Genomic DNA, 20,576 nt, shown 5'->3' with positions numbered 1-20,576 from the left:
CGGTCGTCTTTGAAGCTGCGCCAGACCATCTGCGGTGCGTCGCCCCCACCAGCCGGGCGTGGTCTAGGGCCCGTCCGGCGCCTCCAGGACGACGACCGCCTCGTCGGTGTAGGTGAGGAAGGTCAGCGTCTCCTCCAGGTACAGCTCGATGCCGTGGGCGTCGTGGGCGGTGTAGCCGATGGCGACGTCCCGGCCGAGGCGGAGGGCGAAGTCGCCGCCGCGGACGGAGAGGACGAACGCGCCGTTGACGGCGGGCGCCCAGATCGGCTTGCCGTCCAGGATCCGGGCGAGGTGGGCGGCGATCGGGTAGCCGTGGTCGGAGGTCTCGCTGACCGCCGTGTACGCATCGGCGCCGAGCAGCAGCGCGTACGGGCCGTCGACCCCGGCCAGCCGCAGCGCGGTGAGGGCGCCGCTGACCGCGTCGGGGTAGTCGCGGGCCTCGGCGGGCAGCCGCAGGACGGGGTTGGAGCTGCGGGCGCGCAGCCCCTCCACCCCGGCGGCGGGGTAGCCGTCGAAGACGGCGTGGTCCTCGGCGAGGGCCAGGGCGCGGGCGGCGTCCTTCACCGGCTGCCAGTCGGAGTCCTGGGAGCCGCGTTCGACGTCGTCGACGGCGGCCCGGGTGACGGTGAAGGAGCTGCGCAGTTCGACGAGGGGCCGGGCCTCGCGCAGCCGGGCGGTGACGCCGGGGACGGGCGGTTCGATGCCGGCGGTGTGGCCGGTGCCGACGGCGGAGAGTTCCGGTCCGCCCGCGTCGGGGACGTCGACGACGCGGCGCCCGGCGACATGGCGGCGGAAGGTACGGCGGGCCTCCTCCTCGATCTCCGCCCAGGCCCGCGGGGTGATCGGGGCGAGTTCGCGGTGCAGGTTGTCGATGCCGCACGGCGCCGTCCCGGCGGTGGTGGCGGTCGTGGCGGTGGTGGCGGTCATGGCGCTCAAGCTCCTTTCAGGCTGCCGATGCCGAGGGAGCCGCCCGGGGCGGCGCCGGTCGGTGGCGCGGGCGGGTCGTCGAGGAAGTCGGCGGTGGGCACGTAGAACAGGCCGCCGGTGACGGCGCGGGAGAAGTCGAGGATCCGGTCGGTGGTGCCGGGCGGGTCGCCGAGGAACATCTGGTCGAGCATCTGCTCGGTGACCTCGGGGGTGCGGGCGTAGCCGATGAAGTAGGTGCCGAACTCGCCCTGCCCGACCCGGCCGAACGGCATGTTCTCCCGGACGATCTTCCGTTCGGTGCCGTCGGCGTCGGTGACCGTGGTCAGCGCGACATGCGAGTCGGCGGGTTTGACGGCGTCGTCCAGCTCGACGTTGGCCGTCTTGGTGCGGCCGATGACGCGCTCCTGCTCCTCGACGGTGAGCGCCTGCCAGGCGGCCATGTCGTGGAGGTACTTCTGCACGATCACATAGCTGCCGCCGCGGAACGGCGGGTCCTCGTCGCCGGTGTACACGGCGTCGTCGGCCGCCCGGTCCGTGGGGTTCTCGCTGCCGTCGACGAAGCCGAGGAGGTCGCGGGCGTCGAAGTAGCGGAAGCCGTGGACCTCGTCGACGACGGTGACGGCGGCGGCGAGGTGGTCGGTGAGCAGCCGGGCCAGTTCGAAGCAGAGGTCCGGGCGGGCGGCCCGGAGGTGGAAGAGGAGGTCGCCGGGGGTGGCCGGGGCGTGGTGGCGGGGACCGCGCAGCGGGCGGAAGGGGTGCAGACCGCGGGGGCGCGGACCGCCGAAGAGGCGGTCCCAGCCGGCCGAGCTGATCCCGGTGACACAGGTCAGGGCGGCTTCGGGGGCCCGGAATGCGACCGAGCGGACCAGCCCCGCCAGGCCCTTGAGCCCGTCCCGGACGGCCGCCTCGCCGCCGGGGGCGAGGGTCGCCACGAGGAACACGGCGGCGCGGGCGGGCGGCGTGACGACGGACTGCGAGGTGACCATGGGGCTCCCGGCGGGGGGACGAGCGGATGGCGGGGACGGCGGACCCTCCGACGGGCCAATCATTCCAAAGCGGGCAGAACACGCGGAACGGGGTCAGCGTATCCGTGCCCGGCGCGGCGTGCAGTCGGGCGACGCGCCGGACCGGCCCGGACACACCGGGCCCCGCGCACCCGGCTCACGGGGCGCGGACCGCGTCCCGCCCGCCGCGCCCGCCCCCGCCACCCCGCCTGGCCTGGCCGGAAAGGCCCGCTGCGGGCCGTGCCCGGACGACGCAAAGGGTGGACGCGGTGAGCACCTCCGAGGAACGGGAACAGCCGACACACCGGGTGGGGCCCGTCCCCGAGGGCGAACCGTCGGCCCGGCCCTACCACCACGCCGCCGCCGGCTGGGGTGCCGCGAAGAGCGTGGGCCGGATCCTGGCCCGGGAGAAGCAGTGGGTGGACGGGCCACGGGCGATCCTGCGGATGAACCACGAGAACAGCGGCTTCGACTGCCCCGGATGCGCCTGGCCGGACGACACCAAGGGCCTGCACCTGGACATCTGCGAGAACGGCATCAAACACGTCACCTGGGAGATGACCCGTAAGCGGGTGGGGCGGGAGTTCTTCGCCGCGCACACGGTGACCGAGCTGTCCGGATGGAGCGACTTCGCGCTGGAGGACCAGGGCAGGCTGACCGAGCCGATGGTCTACGACCCGGACACCGACCACTACGTGCCGATCAGCTGGAAGGACGCTTTCGCGCTGTTCGGCCGGGTGGTGCGCGGGCTCGACAGCCCGGACCGGGCGTCGTACTACACCTCCGGGCGGCTGGGGAACGAGGCGACCTTCCTCTACCAGCTGATGGCCCGGGAGCTGGGCACCAACAATCTGCCGGACTGCTCCAACATGTGCCACGAGGCGAGCGGGCGGGCCCTGACGGCGTCACTCGGCACCGGCAAGGGCACCGTCGGCCTCAAGGACTGGGAGGCCACCGACGCGCTGTTCGTGATGGGCGTCAACGCCGCCTCCAACGCGCCCCGGATGCTCACCGCGCTCGCCGGGGCGCGCAGATCGTGCACGTCAACCCGATGATCGAGGCGGCCGCCACCCGCACGATCGTGCCGCACGACTTCACCGACATGGCGCTCTTCAAGGCGACCCGGACCGGCACGCTCAACCTCCAGGTGCGCATCGGCGGCGACATGGCGCTGCTGCGCGGTATCGCCAAGGCAGTCCTGGAGCAGGCGCGGACCGATCCCAAGGCGCTCGACCAGGAGTTCATCGACCGGCACACCACCGGCTTCGCCGCGTACCGGGCGGTGTGCGAGGCCACGCCGTGGGAGGAGATCGAGCGGCAGTCGGGCATCGGCCGCGCCGACATCCTCAAGGCGGCGCGGATCTACGGCGACGCCGACCGCTCGATCATCAGCTGGTGCCTGGGCATCAGCCAGCACGAGCACGGCGTCGACACCGTCCGGGAGATCGTCAACGTGCTGCTGCTCCGCGGCAATCTGGGCCGCGAGGGCGCGGGTCCCTCCCCCGTCCGCGGGCACAGCAACGTCCAGGGCAACCGCACCTGCGGTATCGACCACCGGCCGGACGGGGCGTTCCTCGACCGGCTGGCGGAGGTGTGCGGTATCGAACCGCCGCGGGAGGCGGGGCTGGACACCGTCGCCACCGTCGAGGCGATGCACCGCGGCGAGGTGCGGGTCTTCGTCGGGATGGGCGGCAACTTCGCCATGGCGGCGCCCGACACCCCGTACACCTTCGCGGCGCTGCGCAACTGTGCGCTGACGGTGCAGGTCAGCACCAAGCTGAACCGCAGTCATCTCGTCCACGGGAAGGAGGCGCTGATCCTGCCGTGTCTGGGCCGGACCGAGAGGGACCGGCAGCGCGGCGGGGTGCAGAGCACGTCGGTCGAGGACTCGATGAGCATGGTCCATCTCTCCGTCGGCATGAAGCGGCCCGCGTCGCCGCAGCTGCTGTCCGAGCCCGCCGTCATCGCCGGACTGGCCCGCGCGGCGCTGCCGGACAGCGCCACGCCCTGGGAGTGGTACGTCGAGGACTACGACCGGATCCGCGACACGATGGCGCAGGTCCTGGACGGTTTCGAGGACTTCAACCGGCGGGTGCGGCTGCCGCTGGGCTTCCGGATCAAGCAGCCCGCGCGGGAGCTGGTGTTCCGTACCCCCTCGGGGGCGGCGGAGTTCTCCGCGGCACCGCTGCCCGACGTGGTCCCGGCGCCCGGCACGCTGGCGCTGGGCACGCTCCGCTCCCACGACCAGTGGAACACCACCCTGTACTCGGACAACGACCGCTACCGCGGCATCCGCAATCTGCGCACGCTCATCTTCATGAGCCACGACGACATGCGGGAGCGCGGTCTCGCGCCGTTCGACCCCGTCGACATCACCGCCACCGCGAAGGACGGCACCACCCGCGCGCTGCACGGCTATCTCGCCGTCCCGTACGACCTCCCCCGGGGCTGCGCGGCCGGGTACATGCCGGAGATGAATGTGCTGATCGCGCTCTGCGACTACAGCGTGCAGAGCGCTCAGCCGCTGATGAAGCATGTGAAGGTCACCGTCGCCCCGGCGGCGTGAGCGGCGGGACCGGCCGGCTCAGCCGCGGGCGAAGCGCTCCAGAAGGCGGTGGGCGCGGGCCTCCGCGGCGGCGAGTTCGGCAGGGTCGATCTCCGCCCGCCACACCTCGCCCGCCGCGGCGTCGTCCGCCTCCCGCAGTTCGACCACCGCCACCGCCAGCCGCGCCTGGGCGCCCCCGAACGCCGCCGTCCGGTCGCCGTCGAGCGCCCGCTCGGCCTGTGCGGCGGCCGCCGTGCACGCGGCCAGCGCCCGCTCCACCCGCACCACGGCCCGGTCGTGGACCACCAGCAGACCGCAGAGCAGCCCGACGACGATGCCCAGGACGCTGGCGAGCGCCCGGTCCGCGACGAGCGTGCCGGCCGCCTCCGGCGCGGTCAGATCGGTCATCAGCAGCGCCAGCGGCGTCAGGAAGACCACACCGAGGCCGTAGTTGCGCGGCACGACGTACTCCAGCAGGAACTCCAGCACCACGATCACCGCGACCAGCACGCCGGGGCCCGGCGCCAGGGCGAGGATCGCCAGGGCGAGCACCAGCCCCGCGGCGGTGCCCAGGGTCCGCTGCACCGCCCGCTGGGTCGCGGTGCGGACGTTGATGGAGTGCAGCACCGCGGCGGCCGACACCGCGGCCCAGTAGCCGTGCCCGAGGCCCAGCGCCGACGCGGCGCCGCCCGCGAGAGCGGTGCCGAGGGCCATCCGCAGCGCCGGGACGAGCAGCACGGAGCGGTGGCCGGGGCCGCCCGGGTGGCGGCCCGCGACGAGTTCGGCGGCGCGGAATCCGGCACCGGTCGGCGCGGCGGGCAGCGTCCGCGCCCCGGCGCCCCGGCCGGTTGGGGTACCGGCCGTCCAGGAGGCCGGGTCCAGCAGCAGCGGCGGGACGCGGCGGCGCCGGTCCGCCAGGGCCCGGGCCTGGTCCCGCAGCTGCCGGGCGAGGGCCGCCGGATCGTCCGGCGGCCGGGTCGCGGAGCCGATCAGCAGCGACCAGGACAGATCGGTCAGCCGGACGCACACCCCGCCGTGCCGCTCGCCGCCCGCCGCGCGCGGCAGCAGGCCGAGGGCGTGGTGGGCGCGGAGTACGGCGGCGGTCGCCCGGTGGCGCCGCCGGCCGTCGTGGTCCGCGCCCGGGGTGTCCCAGAGCGCGGCGAGCGCGCGGAGCGCGGCGGCCACCGCGAGACGCTGCGGGCGGTCGGGGTGGACGAGGCGGCCCGCCATCGCCAACGCCCAGGCGAGCGCGGCGCCCGCGGCGGCGAGCGCGGTGTGCGGCAGGACATCGGCGGGGGTGGACGTGCCGTTGGCCGCCGCGGCGAACGCGAAGAGCAGCAGCACCGCGCCGAGCCCGCCCAGCCGCGCGGCGTCACAGGCGTACTTCGCGGCGCCCGCGACCAGCGCGGTCGCGACGACCACCACGGCGACGCCGCCGGCCCGGGGCTGCGCCCAGGCGGCGAGCGCCGAGCCGGTGCCCACGCACGCCGTCATGGCGAGGGCGACCAGCGCCAGGGCACCGGCGCGCCGCCGGTAGGGCAGATTGCGGCCGAAGGTGGTGGTGAAGGCGCCGAGCATGGCGTAGACGGCCTGTTCGGTGCGGCCGGTCGCGGCCAGCACCAGCGCCGGGAGCGCCATGGCGAGCGCGGCGCGCAGGGCGAAGGTGAACGCCCCGTCCACCGGGTGCAGGGTCAGCGACCCGCGCGGCGAGAGCACCCGCACCACTCCGGCCGCCGCCTGCCGCGGGCCACGCGCGGCGGGCGCGCGGCCGTCGTCACCGGCCGGGTTCATGACGCGGTACGGGGGTGGTGCGGGCGGGGCAGTGCGTCCATCTCTCCGTTTTCCGGTACCGAACGGGCATTTCGCCATGACCCGGCCAGGTACCGGTATTCCGTTCTTCGTTCACCTTCCGGGAATTCCGCGGACCTGTCAAAGAGCGGCCGTACGGCTCTGACCTGCGGTGTCCTCCTGGCGGCACGGGGCGCGGCCGGGAGGGCGCCCGTCAGGCCGCCGCGTCCGCCGTGCTCCCGGCGCCCTTGCGGACGGTGCAGTGCAGCGCGTCGTCGTCGCCCACGTCGGCGACGATCGTGTCGCCGGGACCGGCCTCGTCGGCGAGGAGGAGGGAGGCGATGCGGTTGTCCAGCTCGGTCTGGATGGTGCGGCGCAGCGGACGGGCGCCGAACTCCGGCTGGTAGCCGTGGGCGACCAGCAGTTTCTTCGCCGCCTCGGTGACCTCCAGCGTCATGTCCTGGGCGTGGACGCGGCGCTGGCTGCGGTCGAGGAGGTGGTCGACGATCCGCGTCAGATCGTCCTCGGTGAGGCGGTGGAAGAGAATGATGTCGTCGATACGGTTGAGGAATTCGGGCAGGAAGCGGGCCCGCAGGTCCTCCATCAGCTCGTCCTTCAGCTCGAACACCTCGCCCTCGTGCGCGATGATCCGCTGGGCGCCGATGTTGGACGTCATGATGACGACGCAGTGGCGGAAGCTGACGGTCCGGCCCTGTGCGTCGGTGAGACGGCCGTCGTCGAGGATCTGCAGCAGCGTGTTGAAGATGTCCGGGTGCGCCTTCTCCACCTCGTCGAAGAGGAGGACGCAGTACGGGCGGCGGCGCACCCGGTCGGTGAGCTGGCCCGCCTCCTCGTAGCCGACGTAGCCGGGCGGCGCCCCGACGAGCCGGGCGACGGTGTGCTTCTCCTGGAACTCGCTCATGTCGAACCGGATCATCCGGTCCTCGTCGCCGAAGAGGAGTTCGGCGAGGGTCTTGGCGAGTTCGGTCTTGCCGACGCCGGTGGGGCCGAGAAAGAGGAAGGAGCCCACCGGGCGGTGCGGGTCACCCATGCCGGAGCGGTTGCGGCGGACGGCCTCGGAGACGGCGGTGACGGCCTCGCCCTGGCCGACGATCCGCTCGTGCATCGCGTCCTCCAGCTTGAGCAGCTTCTCCTTCTCGCCCGCGGTGAGCTGGGCGACGGGGATGCCGGTGCGGCGGGAGACGACGTCGGCGATGTCGGCGGCGGTGACGGAGACGACGCCCTCGCGGCGCTCCTCGATCCCGGCGAGTTCGCCCTCCGCCTCGGCGATCTGCCGTTTCAGCTCGGCCGCCCTGTCGAAGTCCTCGGCGGCGACCGCCTGGTCCTTCTCACGGCCCAGTTTGGCGAGGCGGTCCTCGCGGCTGACGACCTCGGTGGAGCGTCCGGCGCTGCGCAGCCGCACCCGGGCGCCCGCCTGGTCCATCAGGTCGATGGCCTTGTCGGGCAGGAAGCGGTCGCTGACGTAGCGGTCGGAGAGTTCGGCGGCGGCGGTCAGCGCGCCGTCGGCGAACCGGACCTGGTGGTGCGCCTCGTAGGAGTCGCGCAGCCCCTCCAGGATCTGGACGGTCTCCTCGACGGTCGGTTCGGGGATCATCACCGGCTGGAAGCGGCGTTCCAGGGCGGCGTCCTTCTCGATGTGTTTGCGGTACTCGTCGATGGTGGTGGCGCCGACCACGTGCAGTTCACCGCGGGCGAGTGCGGGCTTGAGCATGTTGCCGGCGTCCATGGCGCCCTCGCCGGTGGCGCCCGCGCCGACGACGGTGTGGAGTTCGTCGATGAAAAGGATGATCTCGCCGCCGGCCTGCTGAACGTCCTCGATGACCTTCTTGAGCCGCTCCTCGAACTGGCCCCGGTACTGCGCCCCGGCGACCATGCCGGACAGGTCGAGGGCGACGACCCGCTTGTCCTTGAGGGTCCCCGGGACCTCACCGGCCACGATGCGCTGGGCGAGCCCCTCGACGATGGCGGTCTTGCCGACGCCGGGCTCGCCGATGAGGACCGGGTTGTTCTTGGAGCGCCGGGAGAGGATCTCCACGGTCTGCTCGATCTCGTCGGAGCGGCCCACGACAGGGTCGAGCTTGCCCGCCCTGGCCTCCTCGGTGAGGTCGCGGCCGTACTCGTCGAGGGTGGTGGCCGGAGGTGCGGCGGCGGCGGGTGTGCCCTCGGCGCGGGCCGCCTCCTCGGCCTGCCGCCGCACCTTGTCGATGTCGAGGTCCTCGGCGCGCAGCAGCCGCGCGGCGCCGGATTCGGCGCCGGCGCCGGAGGTGTCGAGGAGGGCGCCGAGGAGGTGCTCGGGGCCGATGTAGGAGACGCCCGCGGCCTGGGAGCGGTCGTAGGCGGCGGCGAGGGTGCGTTTGGCGGCGGGGGTCAGGCCCGGTTCGGCGGAGGGTTCGCCGGATTCGCGGGGCAGCACGGTGGCGATGCGGGAGCCGAGGCCGTCCGGGTCGACGCCGGCGCGGGCGAGGAGGCCGCGGGCCGGTTCGACCTGGGTGGCGGCCCACAGCAGGTGTTCGGTGTCGAGGTCGGAGGTGCCGTCCTCGGCCGCCCGTCCGGCGGCCAGGTTGATCAGCTCCTGGGACGACTCGGTCAGCAGCCGCCCGATGGGGACGCGTTGGACGGCGGGCGGCGAGGACGCCGGGGACATCCCGAAGAACCGGTTCAACAAGTCGCTGAACGGGTCGGACGCGCCGAAAGCGGAACCGAACGGCATCGACATGGTTGCTCCTGGTGCGTGGGGGTCCGTTTCACTCAAGCGCGGCCCCCGGCGCTCCGCAAACGGAAGGCCCCGCCGCGGCACGCCCCGCCACGGAGCGCCCCCGGCGCCCGGGCCCACCGGCCCGCACCGGCCGGTGGGCCGCCTCGCGTCGCAGGTCAGGAGGGGGTGTCCGCGAGGGCGTCGGTGACCCAGCGGTGGAAGGCGCCGATGTGGTGTTCGCTGGGGACGAGGACGCCGCCGTCGCGGTAGGCGCGGGAGTCCATGGCGGGCTGGGTGCGTGCGCAGGCGTCGAAGTCCTGGGTGTTGACGCGGTGGAACAGCTCCACCGACGGGGTGACGTCGGCGCCGCCCGCCAGCACCTCGGGCCGGTAGAGCCAGTCGCACTCGACGGTGGTGCGGTCGGCGGCGACCGGGAACATCCGGTGGACGATGACGTGGTCGGGGACGAGGTTGACGAAGACCTGCGGGCGGAGGGTGAGCGCGTAGTAGCGGCGGTCCTGGGTGTCGTCGATACCGGGCAGCCGTCCGAAGCCGCCGGTGCCGTCGACGGTGAACCCCTCGGCCTCCTCGGCGAAGGCGGCGCCGTGTCCGACGTGGTACTGGGCGGCGAGCCCGTCGGCGAACTCCGGCAGCACGTCGGTGAGTTCGGGGTGGATGGTGGCGCAGTGGTAGCACTCCATGAAGTTCTCGACGATGAGTTTCCAGTTGGCGTGCACGTCGTAGGTGATCCGGCGGCCGAGAGCGAGGGCCTCGGTGCCGTAGCGGTCGAGGGCGGTGGGGTCGCCGAGGCGTTCGGTGGCGGCGCCGATCACGCTCGCGTCGAAGGACGGCGGCTCATCGGCGAGGCAGACCCAGAGATAGCCGAGCCATTCCCGCAGGTGGACGGCTATGAGCCCGCGTTCGGTGCGGTCGATGCCGGGCATCTGCCGCAGGTTGGGCGCCGCGGTGAGGCGGCCGTCGAGGTCGTAGGTCCAGGCGTGATAGGGGCACTGGAGGGTGCGGCGGACGGTGCCGCTCTCCTCGGTGCAGAGGCGGGCGCCGCGGTGGCGGCAGATGTTGAGGTAGGCGCGGGGCTCACCGCGCCGGTTACGGGTGAGCAGCACGCTCTCCCGTCCGACCTGGACGGTGCGGAAGGCGCCGGGCCCGGCGAGGTCGGCGGCGCGCGCCGCGCAGAACCACAGCCGCTCGAAGATCCGCTCCTGTTCACGGCGGAAGACGGCGGGGTCGGTGTAGGCGGCGCCGGGCAGGGTGGCGATCAGCTCACCGGACGGCGCGGGCGCACCCGCCCGCGGGCCGGCGACGGGGGTGGTGGTCATACGGGTCTCCTCGGGCGGTGCGGCGGGACGGCGGGCGGTGCGGTCAGCGGCGCGGGCGCGCGGCCTCCGGGGCGACGAGCGGTTCCGCGGCGACGGTCGCGGCGTACCGCTCGCCGAAGTAGCCGATGTGGACGGCGGTGCCGGGCGCGGCGTGGGCGGTCGGCAGCCAGGCGTGGGCGATGCAGCGGCCGACGGTGGGGCCGTGGGCGGCGGAGGTGACGTACCCGACCGTTTCCCCGCCGGCGTCCACCGGTTCGCCGCCGAGGACGGCTGCCGCGGGGTCGTCGAGGGTGAGGCAGACCAGGCGGCGCCGGACGGTGGCCTCGCGTCCGGCGAGGGCGGCGCGGCCGAGGAAGTCGCCCTTGGCGGGTCGGACGGCGAAGCCGAGGCCCGCCTCGTAGGGGTCGTGTTCGGTGGTCATGTCGTGGCCCCAGGCGCGGAACCCCTTCTCCAGGCGGAGGCTGTCCAGGGCGCCGCGGCCCGCGGCGACGGCGCCGAGACCGCGGCCCGCCTCCCACAGCGTGTCCCACAGGCAGCGGCCGAGATCGGCGGTGGTGTACAGCTCCCAGCCGAGTTCACCGACGTAGGAGACGCGCTGGGCGAGGACCGGGACGGGCCCGAGGTGGGTTCGGCGGGCGCGGAAGCGGCCGAAGCCCGCGTGGGAGAAGTCGTCCTGTGTCAGCGGCTGGACGAGGTCGCGGGCGAGCGGGCCCCAGACGCCGATGCCGCAGGTGCCGGGGGTGAGGTCGCGGACGTGGACGCCGTCGGGGGCGTGGCGGCGCAGCCAGACCAGGTCGGCGCCGCTGTTGGCACCGATCCGGAAGCGGTCCTCGGTCAGGCGGGTGACGGTGAGGTCGGAGCGGATACCACCGTGCGCGTCGAGCAGCAGGGTGTACGTGACCGTGCCCGGCCTCCGGTCGAGTTGATTGGTCGTCAGGTACTGGAGGAAGGCGAGCGCGCCGGGGCCCTCGACCTCCAGGCGGCGCAGCGGGGTCAGGTCGTACAGGCCGACGCGTTCGCGGGTGGCGCGGGCCTCGGCGACGATCACCGGTGACCAGTGGCGGGCCGCCCAGGCGTCGCGCGGGGGCAGGCCGAGGCCGTCCGCCAGCGGGGCGTTCGCCTCGTACCAGTGGGGGCGCTCCCAGCCGCCCGACTCCAGGAAGGCGGCGCCGAGCGCGCGCTGGCGGTCGTGGAAGGGGCTGACGCGCAGCGGGCGGGGGTGCGCGGGCGGCTGGAGGGGATGGACGACGTCGTAGACCTCGATGAAGCTGCGGGCGCCGCGCGCGGCGGCGTACGCCGGTGAGCGCTGGGCGCCCTCGAAGCGGTGCGGATCGCAGGCGTGCAGGTCGAGGGTGGAGTGGCCGTCGGTCATCAGCTCGGCGACGGCGCGGGCGGCGCCCGCGGAGTGGGTGACCCAGACGGCTTCGGCGAGCCAGAAGCCGCGCAGTTCGGACGCCTCGCCGAGGAGCGGCATCCCGTCCGGGGTGAAGGAGAAGACACCGTTGAAGCCGTCGGCGACCTTCGTTCCGCCGAGTGCGGGCAGCAGGTCGGTGGCGTCGTGCCAGCTGGGGGCGAAGTCCTCCGCGGTGAACGGCAGCGCGGACGGCATGACGGGCGCGTCGTCGAAGGCGGGCACGGTGTGCGGGTCGACGGGCATCGGGCGGTGGGCGTACGAGCCGATGCCGAGGCGGTCCGCGTGTTCGCGGAAGTAGAGGTCGCGGTCCTGGAAGCGCAGCAGCGGGCGGACCGCCTCGGCCCGCGGACCGCCGCCCGCGACGGCGAGTTCGGGGAGCGGCGCGGTCGTCGCGTACTGGTGGGCGAGGGGCAGCAGCGGGACGCGGACCCCGGCCATCGCGCCGATCACCGGGCCCCAGAATCCGGCGGCGGTCACGACGTGGTCGGCGGGGAAGGTGCCGCGGTCGGTGACGACGGCGGTGACCCGGCCGCCGCTCCGCTCGATGCCGGTGACGGTGTGCCGGTCGAGGAAGCGGGCGCCGCGGGCGGTGGCGCGGGCGAGCTGTGCACGGCAGGCGGGCACCGCGCGGGCGATCCCGTCGTCGGGGGTGTACCAACCGCCGTACAGCAGCGAGGTGTCCAGCATCGGCCAGTGGCGGGCGCACTCCTCGGGGGTGATCAGTGAGCCGCGGATGCCCCAGGAGGCGGCGAGGCGGGCCTTGCGGTGGAGGTCGGCCCAGCGCTCCTCGGTGGTGGCGACCTCCAGCCCGCCGACGGCGGTGAAGCAGGGCGCGCCGTCGGCCTCCAGCGCGGTGAACTTCTCGATGGTGTAGGCGGCGAAGCGGGTCAGGGTCCGGGAGGGGCCGGTGGCGAAGACCAGCCCGGGGGCGTGCGAGGTGGAACCGCCGGGGGCCGGGAGGGGGCCCTGTTCCAGGACGGTGACGTCGCGCCAGCCGCGGGCGGTGAGTTCGTCGGCGAGTGAGCAGCCGACGATGCCGGCGCCGATGACGACCACGCGGGCGTCGGTCGGGGATGCGGAAGGCATGTCCCTCCTTGGGGAGGTCGGGGCGGACGGTGCCGAGGCACGCCGAGGCGGCGGGGACGGACGGAGAACGCGGGGCGGAAGCGACCCGTGGTGTTGCGCACTGCACTATCGGTTGCGCGATGAGAGACATAGTGGGAACGCCGGACCGGCACCGTCAAGGGGCGCGGAGGGCGCGGCCGGGAATCGCCGAAGGGCCCTCGAAGGAACCCGGGGAACCGCTTGACGGGCCCGCGCCACGCCGGGATTCTGTTGCGCAGAACGCTCCGTCGTGCGCATCGCGAAACGCCGCCCGAGTGCCGGGCGGCGCGGCGTCCGCACGTCCGCACCGGCGCGACCGGCCGTCACACAACCGCCGCCACCACGGCCCCAGCTGCGCGGGACCTCGCGTCGCCGCAGGTGAGCCCCTGGTCACACGGCTTTGAGGAGGACGCCCCATGCACACCGTCACGGTCATCGGCGCGTCACTGGCGGGGCTCGGCGCCGCCCGTGCGCTGCGCGCCGAGGGGTACACCGGCCGGCTGATCCTGGTCGGCGAGGAGAGCCACCGGCCGTACGACCGGCCGCCGTTGTCGAAGGCGTTCCTGACCGGCGCGGCGGACGCCGCCGCCCTCGCGCTCGCCGACGACGAGGAGACCACCGCCCTCGACCTGACGCTGCGGACGGGCGTCCGGGCCGTCCGCCTCGACCCGCGGGCCCGGTCGGTGGCGCTCGCCACCGGCGAGGAGATCCGCACCGACGGCGTCGTCCTCGCCACCGGCGCCACGCCCCGCACCCTGCCCGGACCGGTACCCGGCGGGGTACACACCCTGCGCACCCTCGGCGAGGCGCGGGCGCTGCGCGCCGCGCTGACCGCCGGGCCGGTGCGGGTGGTGGTGATCGGCGGCGGGTTCCTCGGCGCGGAGACCGCCTCCTCGTGCGCCGCGCTCGGCCATGACGTGACGGTGGTGGAGGCCGCGCCGCTCCCCCTCGTACCGCAGGTGGGCGAGGCGATGGCGGAGGTCTGCGCCGCGCTCCACGCCGACCACGGGGTGCGGCTGCTGACCGGCACGGGGGTGGCGGAGCTGCGGGCGGACGGTGCGGCGGACGCCGTCACCGGTGTCGTGCTGGCCGACGGGCGGCTGCTCCCCGCCGAGGTGGTCGTCGTCGCCGTCGGGGTGCGCCCGTGCACCGGCTGGCTGGCGGACAGCGGGCTGCCGCTCGACGACGGGGTGTGCTGCGACGCGGGCGGGGTGACGCCGTTGCCGCAGGTGGTGGCCGCCGGGGACGTGGCGCGGGCGGCGGGCGCGCGCAGTGAGCACTGGACCGCCGCCACCGAACAGGCGGCGCTCTGCGCCCGCAACCTCCTCGCGGGCCGCACCGTCGCCACCTGCCGGTCGCTGCCGTACTTCTGGTCGGAACAGTACGGTGTCCGCCTCCAGTTCGCCGGCCGCCGGGCCCCCGGGGACCTGCCGCGTATCGTCGAGGGCTCCCCCGACGACCGTTCCTTCCTCGCCGTCTACGAACGCGACGGCCGCCCCACCGCCGCCCTCGCCCTCAACCGCCCCCGGCCGTTCGCCCGGCTGCGGCGGGAACTGGGGCGGGCGGCGGAGACGGTGGGGTGAGGCGAGCGGTCAGGCGTCGGCGCCACCGATCCGCATGTCCCGGCCCGCCTGGTACACCCGGGCGTTGCCGGAGGCGGTGGCGTGCTGGGTGACGGCCGGGGCGGGCGCCTCGGGCGGGGTGAGGTCGGCGACGAGGGCGCGGAGTTCGCCGGCGAGTTCGGGGTGGGCGGTGAGCAGGCGGCGCAGGCGCGACTGCCATTCCGTGCCGCTGTCCGCGGCGACGGCGTCCCGGCCCGGCCCCTCCGGCGCGGCGAGCAACTCCTCGCGGGTGTCGTCGAGGTCACCGGCGATGCCCGGTGCCCGCTCGGGGCGGGTGCGCTGCCACAGCGCCAGGACGCGGTCGCGTACGCCGTGCCAGGCGTCGGTGGCCAGCGCCCCGACCAGTGCCGTTCCCGCGCTGCTCGCCAGCGCCGCGATCTCCGGATCCACAACTCCCCCTCATGGTTGAACGGTTCGGACTCCCAGCGTACGGGGCGCCTGCGGCGGGCCGGTCGCCTTCGGCGGGCCGCGTAGTTCTTCGGCTTGCCCGCCGCAGGGCTTCGGCGCCGTTGCGCCTGCGGCGGGCTGCGTAGTTCTTCGGCTTGCCCGCCGTGATGGCTTGGCGCCGTTGCGCCTGCGGCGGGCCGCGTAGTTCTTCGGCTTGCCCGCCGTGATGGCTTGGCGCCGTTGCGCCTGCGGCGGGCGTGGGTTGTTCGGGAGCGGGGCCCCTCCTGCGGACTCCGTCCTCCGGAGGGACCCCTCCCGTGGGTGGGTGGTGAGGGCCGGTGGGGGTTCGCCACCGTCGTCACTTTCCCTACAAGCAAGGGGCCGACGGGCGCGCCACCCCCTCCGCACTCCACCACAGACCGTTCGAGCGACCCCACCCACTCAGGCGCGCCTACCCCACCACCCCAGCCCCCACCGTCTTTCCCCACCACACACGGAAGGGGCCGGACCGCAGGACGAAGTCCGGAGGTCCGGCACCGCAGCCGAAAAGCCTCGCGCAGCGACCACGCCCGCCGCAGGCGCAACAAAGGAACAGCAAGCAACGGACCGCACCGACGGGCGCCGCCCAGCGGCAGAGCGACAGGCGGGCCGCAGGCAACACACCCGCACCGCACAGCGGACCGGCACCGCGCAGCGGACCCGCGCAGCGGACCCGCGCAGCGGGCCCGCGCAGCGACCGGGCACGCGATCCGTCAGGGGAACGCGACGGGGTGCCCCCTTGCCAGCGGCCGATCGTACGTGTTCGGATTAACTCGGTCGGTGGCCCCGGATTTCCCCCGGGTGTCACCACTGATCAGCGCGTTTCCGCAGACAGCAGCCCGCCGTTCCCGGGTCCCGCGCGGCCCGGCCCCGCGTCATCCGCCCCGTACGCACACCCCCTCCGCACCGGCCCGCTCCGCCGCCGGCGGGCCGGGCCGTCCGAACAGGAGAGTCATGAAACCCGCCGCGTTCCGCTACCACCGGGCCCGTGACGCCGACGGCGCGGTCCGGCTCCTCGCCGAGTTGGGTGAGGAGGCCAAGGTGCTCGCCGGGGGACAGAGTCTGGTGGCGATGATGGCCTACCGGCTCGCCCGGCCCCGGCACCTCGTCGACATCGGGGGGCTGCGCGGCCTCGACCACCTCCACGTCGACGCCGACGGGGCGCTGCGGGTGGGGGCGCTGACCACCCATCACACGGTGGAGCGCGCCCCGGACTCCGTCCTCGGCGCCGGCTTCGCGGTGGTGCGGGAGACGATGCGGTGGATCGGGCATCTGCCGATCCGCACCCGGGGCACGGCCGGCGGCAGCCTCGCACACGCCGACGCGACGGCCGAGTGGTGTCTGCTCGCGGTGGCCCTCGACGCCGAACTCCACGTCCTCGGCCCCCGCGGGGTGCGCCGCATCGCCGCCGCGGAGTTCTTCCTCGGCCCGTACACCACCGCCCTGGAGCCGGACGAACTCCTCGTCGAGATCGTCTTCCCGCGCCCGGCTCCGTACGCCACCGTCACCGAATTCGCCGAGCGGCGCGGGGACTTCGCGCTCGCGTCGGCCGCCGTCGTGCTGGACCGGGACGGCGGGAGGGTGCGCGGCGGGCGGGTGGCGCTCGGCGGGGTCGGGCCGGTGCCGCTGCGGGCCGCCGCGGCCGAGCGGGTGCTCGCGGACGGCGGCACCTTCGCGGAGTGCGCGCAGGCGGCGGCCGGTGTGCTCCCGGAGGACGGCCCCGGGGGCGGCGCGGCGTACCGGCGGCAGTTGATCCGCACGCTGGTGCGGCGGGCCTGTGAGGAGGCGGACGCACGATGACGGCGAGGACACCCGAGGAGCGGCACGACGGACACCGCGGGCGCGACGGGCACGGGGTGCCGGACGGCGGCGGCCACCGGCCGGGCGGCGCCGGGCACCCCGACGCGCCGCCCGGGGACGGGCCGGGGCCACTGGTCGGCCGGTCGGTGGCGCGCAAGGAGGACCCGCGGCTGCTGAACGGGCGCGGCCGGTTCGTCGACGACCTGACCGAACCGGGGATGCTGCACGCCCAGTTCGTCCGGTCGGCCGTCGCGCACGGCGAGGTCACCACCCTCGACCTGGACGCGGTGCGGCGGGTGCCGGGCGTGGTCGCCGCGTTCGACGCCGCGGAGCTGGGGCTGGGCGACATCACCGCCCGGCTGCACCGGCCGCCCGAGGAGTTCGCCGAGACCGCGATGCCGGTGCTGGCGCGGCGCAGAGTGCGGTACGTCGGAGAGCCGCTGGCGATCGTCGTCGCCCGGGACCCGTACGCCGCCGAGGACGGTCTGGAGGCCGCGCGGGTCGGGTACGACGAGCGGGAGCCGGTGGTGAGCGAGGCGGCGGCGCTGGCCGAGGGGGCGCCGCTGGTGCACGAGGCGGCGTCCCGCAACACCCTGGTGGACGTCGCGCCGTTCGCGACCGAGGGCATCGACGACGTCTTCGCCGCCGCGCACCGCGTGGTGCGCGTCGAGGCGCGCACCGGACGGCAGAACGCGCTGCCGCTGGAGACCCGCGGCGCGCTGGCCTGCTGGGACGACCGGGCCGAGCAGCTGGTGCTGCGGACCTGCACGCAGGTGCCGCACCAGGTGCGGACGGTCGCGGCGGACTGCCTGGGTCTTGACGAGCGGGCGGTGCGGGTCGTGGTGCCGGACATGGGCGGCGGCTTCGGGCTGAAGTGCGTGGTGGGCCGGGAGGAGATCGCGACGGCCGCGGCGGCGCTGCGGCTCGGCCGCCCGGTGAAGTGGATCGAGGACCGCAAGGACGCGCTGACCGCCTCCTTCCTCGCCCGTGAGCAGCGCTACGACGTGCGCGCCGCGTTCGCCGCCGACGGCCGGATCCTGGGGCTGGACGCCGACATCGTCTGCGACATGGGCGCCTACTCCTGCTATCCGTTCACCGCCGGGATCGAGCCGCTGATGGCGGCGGCGGAGCTGCCGGGTGTCTACCGGGTGCCCGCCTACCGGGTGCGCGGCCGGGCCGTGACCACCAACAAGGCGCCGAGCGCGCCGTACCGGGGGGTGAGCCGCCCGCAGTACGTGATGGTGATGGAGCGGCTCTTCGAACGGGCCGCCCGGGAGCTGGGCATCGACGCGGTGGAGCTGCGGCGCCGCAATCTCATCACCGACTTCCCGTACACCGGCGTCAACGGCATCACGTACGACCCCGGTTCGTACCGTGAGTCGCTGGATCTGTGCGAGCGGACGCTGCGTGAGGAGGGCTGGTACGAGCGGCGGGACGCGGCGGCGGCCGGCGGGCGGCGGCTGGGCATCGGCTACGCCTGTTTCAACGAGCGCACCGGCTACGGTTCCGCCGCGTTCGCGCAGCGCCGGATGGACATGGTGCCGGGTTACGACCTCGCCGAGGTGCGGATGGACCCCGGCGGCGCGGTGAGCGTCACCACCGGCACGATGAGCCACGGCCAGAGCCATGAGACGACGCTCGCGCAGATCGCCGCCGACACGCTCGGGGTGGAGCTGGCGCGGGTGAAGCTCCATCAGGGCGACACGGACCGGGTGCCGTACGGCTGGGGGACGTTCGCCAGCCGGTCGGTGACGATCGGCGGCAGTGCGGTGCGGCTGGCCGCGGAGCGGCTCGGTGAGAAGCTGCGGCGGCTGGCGGCGGCGCGGTGGGACGTCCCCTGGGAGGAGACGGAGCTGCACCGCGGCACGGTGCGCCGCCGCGACGCCCCGGGGACGGCCGTCGGCTACCCGGAACTGGCCGCGCTCGCCCACTTCCGGGCACATCTGCTGCCCAAGGACGTGGAGCCGGGGCTGACCGCGACGGCGTCGTTCGACGTGTTCCACGACGGGACGTTCTCCAACGCCACCCACGGCGTCGTCGCCGAACTCGACGAGGAGACCGGCGGCATCACGCTGCTGCGGTACGTCTGCGTCGAGGACTGCGGGGTGGCGATCAACCCGCGGGTCGTCGAGGGGCAGTGCCGGGGCGGCATCGCCCAGGGGATCGCGGGCGCGCTGTTCGAGCAGATCACCTACGACGAGCGGGGCGAGCCGTCGGCGACCGGCTTCCTCGACTACAAGGTCCCCACCGCCCAGGAGATCCCCGACATCACCCTCTTCCACCTGGAGACGCCGTGCGCCTCCAACGCGACCGGCGCCAAGGGGGTCGGTGAGGGCGGCACGATCGGCGCGCCCGCCGCCGTCCTCAACGCCGTCAACGACGCGCTGCGCGCCACCGGCACCGAACTGGACACGCTGCCCGTCACCCCCGAGGCGGTGCATCGCGCCCTGCACGGCGCCTGACCCGCGCCGCCTCCCGTCCCACCGCCGACCCGACCCAGGAGCCCGCCGTGAGCGACCATCCGCCCGACCTGCCGCTGACCGAACCGGCGGACGCCGGGACCGATCCCGCGCTGGAGCGCCAGTTGCTGGTGCTGGACGTCAACGGCACCGCGCACGAGGTGCTGTGCGAGCCGCGCCGCACGCTGGTGGACGTGCTCCGCCACGATCTGGGGCTGACCGGCACCCATGTCGGCTGCGAGCACGGCGTCTGCGGCGCCTGCACGGTTCTGCTCGACGGCCGACCGGTGCGGGCCTGTCTGCTCTTCGCCGTCCAGGCGGAGGGCGCGGCGATCCGGACCGTGGAATCGCTCTCCGACGGGCGGGAGCTGAGCGATCTGCAGCGGGCATTCGCGGAGCACCACGCGCTCCAGTGCGGATTCTGCACCCCCGGGTTCCTGATGCTGGCGGAGGGCTTCCTCGCCGAGCGGCCGGAGGCGGACCGGGCGGAGATCCGCGAGCTGGTGGCGGCGAATCTCTGCCGCTGCACCGGCTACCAACCGATCGTCGACGCGATCCACGACTGCGCCACGGCCCGGCGCGCCGTAGGGAGGGAGAACTGATGCGGATCGGCAACAGCGTGCCCGTGGCGGCGGCGCCGGAAGCGGTGTTCGCGCTGCTCAACGACGTACACCGGGTGGCGTCGTGTATGCCGGGCGCGACCTTGGACGGCCAGGACGGCGAGGCGTGGCGGGGCCGGGTGACGGTCCGTGTCGGCCCGGTCGCCGCGGCGTACGGGGGCACCGTGCGGTTCCTGGAGTCGGACGCCGGGCAGGGCCGGCTGCGGCTCCAGGCGCGCGGCGCCGATGCGCACGGCCGCGGCAACGCCGAGGCGGAGGTGGTGCTGACGGTGACCGGTGACCCGGCGGGCGCCCGGCTGGACGTCGCCACCGACCTCGTGATCAGCGGCAAACTCGCCCAGTTCGGGAAGGGCGCGCTGGATGCCGTCTCGCAGCGGCTGCTCCAGCGGTTCGCGACGAATCTGGGCGAGTTGCTGGCGGCGGAGCGGGCGGGGGACGCGGAGGCCGCCGGGGCCGGCGCGGGCACCGCCGTGGCGAGCGGACCCGCGACCGCCGTGCCGGGCGCCCCCGCGGTCACGGTGCCGGGCGCTCCCGCCGCCGCACAGTCCCCCATGCCGGTCGCCACCGCCCCCGCCCCGCCGCCGACCGGAGCCGCCCGGTACGGCCCGCTGGTCGCCGCCTTCGCCTTCGGGGTCTTCGAGGGCTGGCTGCTGACCCGCCTGGGCCAGCTGCGCCGGGAGCTGGCCGCGGCGCGGCGCGGGTGAACGCGTGGGGCGAGCCGCCTCCGGAGGGCTCGCCCCGCGGCGGGGCCCGGCCCCCGCCCGACGCCCCCGGGCCAAGGGGCGCGCACCCCGGCCGCACGCGCCCCTCCCCA

General features: G+C 74.8%; 12 protein-coding genes and 1 pseudogene. 6 read left to right on the top strand and 7 right to left on the bottom strand.

Annotated elements, in window-relative coordinates:
* Nucleotides 1-63 precede the first annotated feature (63 nt).
* Both ACF1BH_RS24320 and ACF1BH_RS24315 read right to left on the bottom strand, forming a co-directional pair.
* Nucleotides 64-927 carry a family 1 encapsulin nanocompartment shell protein gene (locus tag ACF1BH_RS24320; protein WP_391645526.1) on the bottom strand — a complete coding sequence of 288 codons (864 nt, stop codon included), beginning with the start codon at nt 925-927 and terminating at the stop codon, nt 64-66.
* A gap of 5 nt (nt 928-932) precedes the next feature.
* Entirely contained in the window at nt 933-1,913 is a 981-nt protein-coding gene (locus tag ACF1BH_RS24315; protein ID WP_391645524.1) for a Dyp-type peroxidase, read from the bottom strand.
* A 464-nt stretch (nt 1,914-2,377) separates the two neighbouring features.
* Here ACF1BH_RS24315 and ACF1BH_RS24310 point away from each other — a divergent pair.
* A pseudogene (locus tag ACF1BH_RS24310) lies at nt 2,378-4,497 on the top strand (FdhF/YdeP family oxidoreductase).
* 18 nt (nt 4,498-4,515) lie between these two features.
* Here the strand turns inward: ACF1BH_RS24310 and ACF1BH_RS24305 are convergent.
* The 4 genes from ACF1BH_RS24305 to ACF1BH_RS24290 form a co-directional block, all read right to left on the bottom strand.
* Nucleotides 4,516-6,267 (bottom strand): FUSC family protein, encoded by a 1,752-nt coding sequence (locus ACF1BH_RS24305; protein WP_391645522.1) that lies wholly within the window; start codon nt 6,265-6,267, stop codon nt 4,516-4,518.
* A 211-nt stretch (nt 6,268-6,478) separates the two neighbouring features.
* Nucleotides 6,479-9,001: an ATP-dependent Clp protease ATP-binding subunit gene (locus ACF1BH_RS24300; protein ID WP_391645520.1), complete on the bottom strand. Its 2,523-nt coding sequence runs from the start codon at nt 8,999-9,001 to the stop codon at nt 6,479-6,481.
* A gap of 155 nt (nt 9,002-9,156) precedes the next feature.
* Nucleotides 9,157-10,317 (bottom strand): aromatic ring-hydroxylating dioxygenase subunit alpha, encoded by a 1,161-nt coding sequence (locus ACF1BH_RS24295; RefSeq protein WP_391645518.1) that lies wholly within the window; start codon nt 10,315-10,317, stop codon nt 9,157-9,159.
* A 43-nt stretch (nt 10,318-10,360) separates the two neighbouring features.
* Nucleotides 10,361-12,817, bottom strand: coding sequence for an FAD-dependent oxidoreductase (locus ACF1BH_RS24290; protein ID WP_391645516.1), 2,457 nt, complete (start codon nt 12,815-12,817; stop codon nt 10,361-10,363).
* Nucleotides 12,818-13,251: 434 nt separating this feature from the next.
* Here ACF1BH_RS24290 and ACF1BH_RS24285 point away from each other — a divergent pair, with 434 nt between their 5' ends.
* Nucleotides 13,252-14,418 carry an NAD(P)/FAD-dependent oxidoreductase gene (locus ACF1BH_RS24285; protein ID WP_391645514.1) on the top strand — a complete coding sequence of 389 codons (1,167 nt, stop codon included), beginning with the start codon at nt 13,252-13,254 and terminating at the stop codon, nt 14,416-14,418.
* A 9-nt stretch (nt 14,419-14,427) separates the two neighbouring features.
* Here ACF1BH_RS24285 and ACF1BH_RS24280 read toward each other — a convergent pair whose 3' ends face one another.
* Nucleotides 14,428-14,847 (bottom strand): hypothetical protein, encoded by a 420-nt coding sequence (locus ACF1BH_RS24280; protein ID WP_391645512.1) that lies wholly within the window; start codon nt 14,845-14,847, stop codon nt 14,428-14,430.
* 990 nt (nt 14,848-15,837) lie between these two features.
* On the opposite strand from ACF1BH_RS24280, the gene ACF1BH_RS24275 reads away from it, so the two are divergent.
* From ACF1BH_RS24275 to ACF1BH_RS24260, 4 genes are all read left to right on the top strand, one after another.
* On the top strand, nt 15,838-16,683 hold the full coding sequence (locus ACF1BH_RS24275; RefSeq protein ID WP_391645510.1) for an FAD binding domain-containing protein: 846 nt from the start codon (nt 15,838-15,840) through the stop codon (nt 16,681-16,683).
* Nucleotides 16,680-19,145 carry a xanthine dehydrogenase family protein molybdopterin-binding subunit gene (locus ACF1BH_RS24270; RefSeq protein ID WP_391645508.1) on the top strand — a complete coding sequence of 822 codons (2,466 nt, stop codon included), beginning with the start codon at nt 16,680-16,682 and terminating at the stop codon, nt 19,143-19,145. Before ACF1BH_RS24275 ends, ACF1BH_RS24270 begins: the two co-directional genes overlap by 4 nt.
* A gap of 110 nt (nt 19,146-19,255) precedes the next feature.
* Nucleotides 19,256-19,744: a (2Fe-2S)-binding protein gene (locus ACF1BH_RS24265; RefSeq protein WP_391645712.1), complete on the top strand. Its 489-nt coding sequence runs from the start codon at nt 19,256-19,258 to the stop codon at nt 19,742-19,744.
* Entirely contained in the window at nt 19,744-20,466 is a 723-nt protein-coding gene (locus ACF1BH_RS24260; protein ID WP_391645506.1) for an SRPBCC family protein, read from the top strand. Before ACF1BH_RS24265 ends, ACF1BH_RS24260 begins: the two co-directional genes overlap by 1 nt.
* Nucleotides 20,467-20,576: the final 110 nt, after the last annotated feature.

The sequence above is a fragment of the Streptomyces sp. NPDC014733 genome (assembly GCF_043083385.1).
In the GTDB taxonomy this organism is placed as follows: domain Bacteria; phylum Actinomycetota; class Actinomycetes; order Streptomycetales; family Streptomycetaceae; genus Streptomyces.
The sequence above is the reverse complement of the archived record's forward strand: the minus strand, read 5'-3'. Positions and strand labels throughout refer to the sequence as shown.